The following is a 5,121-nucleotide window of genomic DNA, read 5'->3' on the forward strand; positions in this document are numbered from 1 at the left end:
GGAACGGCACAATTAAGATCTCAAAAGGCTTTTGATCTGTGTGAAAGTTTTGCCCTTTCTGGCGCAGAAACTCTGATAATGAATTAACTCTTTCTTAAAAATTATGTGCGGGAAATTTAAGTCTCTGCCGTACAAGAGCAACCCCTATGAAGTTCAATATTGTCAACGAGATAAAATTAAGCTATTCCCGAAAAGGAAATTCTGAAAAATTAGTTAGTAGTTCATGCGACGCAGTGGATGTATTCCGTAAGCACTTTGACCGTGATGAAATAGATTACCGAGAATCATTTTTTGCCTTATATTTAAATCAGGCTCACAAAGTTTTAGGGATCAGAAAAATTTCTGAATCGGGAATTTCTTCAACAGTTGTCGATGTTCGCATCATTATGCAGGCGGCACTGCTTTGTAACGCTTCAGCTTTAATATTGGCACATAATCATCCTTCCGGAAATTTGAAACCTTCTGCCGAAGATCTGAAAATTACGCAAAGCATTAAAAACGCATCAGAATTTTTAAACTTTAAATTACTGGATCATGTCATCCTTACATCAACCGATCATTTTTCATTTGCCGACGATGGTCTTTTGTAAATGAATTCATATTATAAAAAAAATACACGACAATTCAAATATTGTCGTGTATTTTCAAATTCGGGCGAAAAGACAATTCCTTCCGGTGGTCGGAAACGTCTTTTCGCTGGTCAAGTAGAAATCAACTCTTTTGAATTGCCTTATTTTTCCCTACCCTCTCAAACCAGTTGATCAATTTTAAATTACTTGATATCAAATTCAAAATCTACTTTCCTTTCATTGCCGAAACTATCATTTATCCAGATACTGAATTTATGGGATTCTAATGATTTAGGGGTGTAGTACAGCCTGAACTGTTTCTGGGGTAATACATATATATCATTTGGGAGGTACGGTGCATCACTGTAATGTTGCAGTTTGCCGGTTCCTTCGTATTGAAAATATCGGATAGTGTATTTTGTCTCGCTAAAGTTAGAGGCTGTTTCCAAAGACATTCTTATTTCTACAGTTTCATTTTCCTTCATCTGTCTTGGAACCGGCATTACTTTGACCTCGAAGGGAAAGTTTTGCTTTATTTCCAAATCATTATCCTGACAAGAAACAAAAATAATACTGATTAAAACTATGATACCTGAATACTTCCAAAAATTTGAAATTTTATTATTGGTTACATTTTTCATTTTATATATTTTAAAAATTACAGCGCAGTCCCACGCCAATCAGTGAATGTAAAGTTCCAAGCTGGCTGTTCTGCAAAATCCGCAACTGTCCATTGACGATAAAAACAACGTGCTCCGTCAAATAGCTTTCTAAGGAGAGGTTTCCTCCTGCTCCATAAATGAAGCTGTCTGTACTGTTCAGTAATGAACCATCATAAAGAACCATTTTCCCTTTGTTAACTTGCTCATAACCGACAAGGCCGCTGAGTGCGAAATTTAAATTAACATTTCGCATCGAGTCACCACATAAATAAAAACTGTAACCACCATAAAATAAAAAGGTATCGATGGGAATATGATAATCCATATATTCATAATATTTTCTGCTGTATTCAGCCAATCCAGCCCAGTAGTTCCCGTTCTTTGCATAAGAAACAAGTCCCGCTGCAAAAACATAATTCTGCTTTTGTGGAGAATGAGGAAGTACGGAATAGAATATTTCAAATCCTTTTTGCTTTGGAATCATCTGCTGTGCAAAGGATTGTACACTCATTATTAAAATGAAGAGCACTACCATTAATCTGCTCATCTTAGTTAGTTTTAAAATTTAAACTATGGATCAGCTTGGCATTAATCAGCTCCGTATTCTCCAACTGAACTTTTTGATGTCTTCCACCATTTCTTTCCAAAATCTCAATTTCTAAGACCTGATCCTTTAACAAGGTAAATTGCTCCAATAAATAGACAACTGTTACACTGGAGTTATGAATTGCACTCATCATTGTAGAATAGACCCTGATCGGTTCAAGCAATTTATCCTGAACAACCGTTCTTTTTAAATTTTTCTTATCAACAATTTTAAAGTTGATCAATTCAATATCATATAAGACATTGGTGCTGTTATCAACCTGTAAGGTGAAGTAGAATTTATTATCGTTCACATGTAAAGCTCTAACGGAAAACTGGATCCCAAAACTTTTCGCTGCGATATGCTTAACCGTTTTTCGACTCTTTCTGTAGAGATTTTCCATAATCAACCCCGTCAGAGACGAAGAGCTTCCCTTCAAATCTTCAAAAAGTACATCCGTAGAATATTGCCTTTCAATTGTTCGCTGCATCTTTACCAGGTCATAACTGAGGACATCCGGATAAGAACTGTAAAAGACATCGAAGCTGTAAAATTTTCCATCCTCTGTGATGACTGAAAAATTGGTTTCTTCTTCAAAATCCCTCACTGCAGATTTGACTCTAAGAACATTTCCAATAGGCTCAGCCTTATTGGCTACTAACAATTCACTTCCCAAATCAACATAGCGAATGGGTGATGGAAAAATAACATGGCTTGTTTTACTGTAAGTCACCTGCATTCTATAAGGTTCCAATTTGGCCTCTTCGAGAGAAACATAGTTCATTACCGAATCCTGGCCAAATGCTTTGCTGAAAAACAGCAGAAATAACGTGATGATTAAATAATGGTTCTTTTGTGTATTCATTTTTAATTTTTTTTTGACTAATTATTTTTGGGTATAAGCAAGACCTGATGGCCTGCTTTTACAGTAACTTTCAATTGTCTGACCTTCTTTTGGAAATAGCCTGACAAACCCTGCACGACTCCCCTGCTGAGATCAGCGGCGATCTGTTGTCCTGCTGATCGGGTCATCATAATATTGGTACCCGAAGTCTGGCTCATATTGGCAACCATATCACTGACCGCATTTTGCTCCGGTGAATAAGGAATATTTAAACCTGGCTGACCATCATTGTCGTGGACGTTGATTTCTACAGGATAGACATTTGCCTTGTATTGAATGGAAGATATTTTTAGCTGAAGTCTTCCACCCTGAAATTTACAGATAGCAATTACTAAACTTCCAGCCGGAATTTCAGTATGCCCTAAATGCATCGCTTCAAAAAGTCTTATGGACAGTGTACTTTCATTAACCAAAGTTTTGGTCTCGTTGACCACCGCCCTTATCGCATTTTTGGACGGTGCTGAATTCCTGGAATCATTTTGAGTTCCATAAAATCGATTCCGGTTTAAGCCTGCAAGAAAAGCACTATCCGATGGCTCTCTGGACAATGAAGAAACAATAGTCGAATAGGATGGTTTTGCCGGTGTGAGCTTAATCTTCTTTTCAGTTGGCTTTTCATCCTCTTCTTTTGTTGTTGGTTCTTCCTGTTTTGTAGTCGTTGGAAGGTATTTGGCAGCCATCTGATAGGATTTTTCCATCAGCTCCAGCTGGTCGTTCATTCCAGGGCCTGCTATATTATTCTGCATCGCTTCATTTTTTAATATTGAAATTTCTTTCCTCAGATTATTGACTTCCTGATCATCCCGACCATAAAATGAACTCAAGGTCTGCTGTGCAGTACGATAGCTGTTCACCGCATTCTGATCGGACTGTTGAAGTCCACCAATCCCAAGACTTGGGCTTGATGCATTTGTTTTAGAATTTAAACCGCTTTGGTCATTCCAATAGTCCGATAATGTGGTTAGGGCAGTTCTTTTTTCTTCATTTTTTTGCTCCAGCAATTGCTGCTCATAAGCCTTTTGCTTATCTGACTCTAACTGACCGTCCTTTGCCTGTGGGATAGCCGCATTAAAACCAGCCTCTTCAACCAGGGCATTATTAGCTTTTGGCTTAAAGATGAGGTAAAAACAAGATGCGCACACAGCAGCCATCAAAAAATAGATAACAGGCCTTTTCAGTTTTTCCCATCGAGCTTTTGGATCTTCATTCACTCCGGTAGAGTTTTGAGGGAAATCATTCTCAGTCAATTTAATTTTCTCCGAATCTTTCATATGCTATTATTTTACGGGTGATTTTATAAGATCGTTCTGCTGAGAAGATTCTTCTACCGACTTCGTAGAAATGCCGTCAATGTGATCGATAGATAGGGTATTGCTCTTTTGACCCGTTGAAACAATAACATGAATCAGGACGATGAACGTTAGTAAACAATAGCTACCAAAGAAAACTTTGGTCATCAATCTTTGTTTTTCTACAGAAAGAGCTTTCCATTGACTTTCTGCCTTTAATACCGTGCGTTCAAGTTTATCTCTTAGTTTTTTCATTCCATTCGATTTAGCGTTCAACGGTTTCAACATCTCTATTTTCAATGACATTGAATTTTTCAATGGTAAATCCCTGCGGATTGCTGTCAGACCTTACTGAATTGACCAGTGAACAGTCTGTGATCAGACTCCGTATCGTCAGATTGCTGGATCGGATAATGAACTGTCTTGCGTACGTTTTGACGTTATATGGATAGCTGTCGAAGTTGGCAACGACACTGTCAACCTCTATCCTCTGCTGGATGTTCCCTGAGATGATCCGGTTGTAATAGCCTTTCTCCTGCAGATCTTTGTAGTAATTAAATGCAGACTGGTCTGCCAGATTGAAAGCTCTTTTGATATTGCTTTCAATAGCATTTTTATCAGGTGCTATAGTGAAAAACAATTCGTGAAATCGTCTCACATGCTCTCTTGCTTCTACAGGTTTGTTAATGGACATATCCTGCGAAAGCGCCACCATTAAAGATTTACCATTGTCTAAAACATAGATTTTCTGGCGCTGTTCTTCAGCGAACTGATAGGGTTTGAATACCACGACCCCTACGACTCCAAAACACAACACCGCAAAAACAAACGTAAACAGTCGGATCTGCTTGAAGCTGCTCTCAATATTTCTTAAAGTTTTAAATTCCATAGGATCATATTTTTATTTTAATAATCTGCCTAAGATATTGCCTGTTGTTGAGCCTGCTGCTGCTCCCGCAATATTTCCTGATTTTGTGGCGGTCTGGTTGACGTTGCGCATAAAGTTGCCGGCACCTCCTGCCTGAATGGCCCATCCGGTAACCGTCGGAACTGTAAAGTATCCGATGATCCCGATGATCATATAGATGATGTAAACCGTGTTAGAAGTATC

General features: G+C 38.2%; 8 protein-coding genes. 1 reads left to right on the top strand and 7 read right to left on the bottom strand.

All coding sequences use genetic code 11. The features are described 5' to 3' along the window. Window positions 1–146: 146 nt before the first annotated feature. The gene (locus AC0N32_RS19615) at window positions 147–590 is read left to right on the top strand and encodes a JAB domain-containing protein (protein ID WP_476395523.1); all 444 of its coding nucleotides are present in this window, start codon (window positions 147–149) and stop codon (window positions 588–590) included. Window positions 591–772: 182 nt separating this feature from the next. Here the strand turns inward: AC0N32_RS19615 and AC0N32_RS19620 are convergent, their stop codons facing one another. The 7 genes from AC0N32_RS19620 to AC0N32_RS19650 all read right to left on the bottom strand — a co-directional run. Then, window positions 773–1,210: a TraQ conjugal transfer family protein gene (locus tag AC0N32_RS19620; RefSeq protein WP_476395524.1), complete on the bottom strand. Its 438-nt coding sequence runs from the start codon at window positions 1,208–1,210 to the stop codon at window positions 773–775. 10 nt (window positions 1,211–1,220) lie between these two features. Then, window positions 1,221–1,778 carry a conjugal transfer protein TraO gene (locus AC0N32_RS19625; RefSeq protein ID WP_476395525.1) on the bottom strand — a complete coding sequence of 186 codons (558 nt, stop codon included), beginning with the start codon at window positions 1,776–1,778 and terminating at the stop codon, window positions 1,221–1,223. Between the two features lies 1 nt (window position 1,779). Continuing rightward, window positions 1,780–2,682: a conjugative transposon protein TraN gene (gene traN / locus AC0N32_RS19630; protein ID WP_476395526.1), complete on the bottom strand. Its 903-nt coding sequence runs from the start codon at window positions 2,680–2,682 to the stop codon at window positions 1,780–1,782. 17 nt (window positions 2,683–2,699) lie between these two features. Further along, window positions 2,700–3,992, bottom strand: coding sequence for a conjugative transposon protein TraM (gene traM, locus AC0N32_RS19635; RefSeq protein WP_476395527.1), 1,293 nt, complete (start codon window positions 3,990–3,992; stop codon window positions 2,700–2,702). Window positions 3,993–3,998: 6 nt separating this feature from the next. Beyond that, on the bottom strand, window positions 3,999–4,265 hold the full coding sequence (locus tag AC0N32_RS19640) for a hypothetical protein (protein ID WP_476395528.1): 267 nt from the start codon (window positions 4,263–4,265) through the stop codon (window positions 3,999–4,001). Between the two features lie 10 nt (window positions 4,266–4,275). Next, window positions 4,276–4,899 (bottom strand): conjugative transposon protein TraK, encoded by a 624-nt coding sequence (gene traK / locus AC0N32_RS19645; RefSeq protein WP_476395529.1) that lies wholly within the window; start codon window positions 4,897–4,899, stop codon window positions 4,276–4,278. Between the two features lie 12 nt (window positions 4,900–4,911). Continuing rightward, a partial coding sequence (locus tag AC0N32_RS19650; protein ID WP_476395530.1) for a TraJ family protein occupies window positions 4,912–5,121 on the bottom strand: 210 nt, incomplete at its 5' end.

The organism is Chryseobacterium endophyticum, from assembly GCF_056333165.1.

What these genes read in the sequence shown, in the direction of transcription:
- AC0N32_RS19615 (WP_476395523.1), top strand. Translation starts at nt 147, where the DNA reads ATGAAGTTCAATATTGTCAACGAGATAAAATTAAGCTATTCCCGAAAA.
- traM (WP_476395527.1), bottom strand. Translation starts at nt 3,992, where the DNA reads ATGAAAGATTCGGAGAAAATTAAATTGACTGAGAATGATTTCCCTCAA.
- traN (WP_476395526.1), bottom strand. Translation starts at nt 2,682, where the DNA reads ATGAATACACAAAAGAACCATTATTTAATCATCACGTTATTTCTGCTG.
- AC0N32_RS19625 (WP_476395525.1), bottom strand. Translation starts at nt 1,778, where the DNA reads ATGAGCAGATTAATGGTAGTGCTCTTCATTTTAATAATGAGTGTACAA.
- AC0N32_RS19640 (WP_476395528.1), bottom strand. Translation starts at nt 4,265, where the DNA reads ATGAAAAAACTAAGAGATAAACTTGAACGCACGGTATTAAAGGCAGAA.
- traK (WP_476395529.1), bottom strand. Translation starts at nt 4,899, where the DNA reads ATGGAATTTAAAACTTTAAGAAATATTGAGAGCAGCTTCAAGCAGATC.
- AC0N32_RS19620 (WP_476395524.1), bottom strand. Translation starts at nt 1,210, where the DNA reads ATGAAAAATGTAACCAATAATAAAATTTCAAATTTTTGGAAGTATTCA.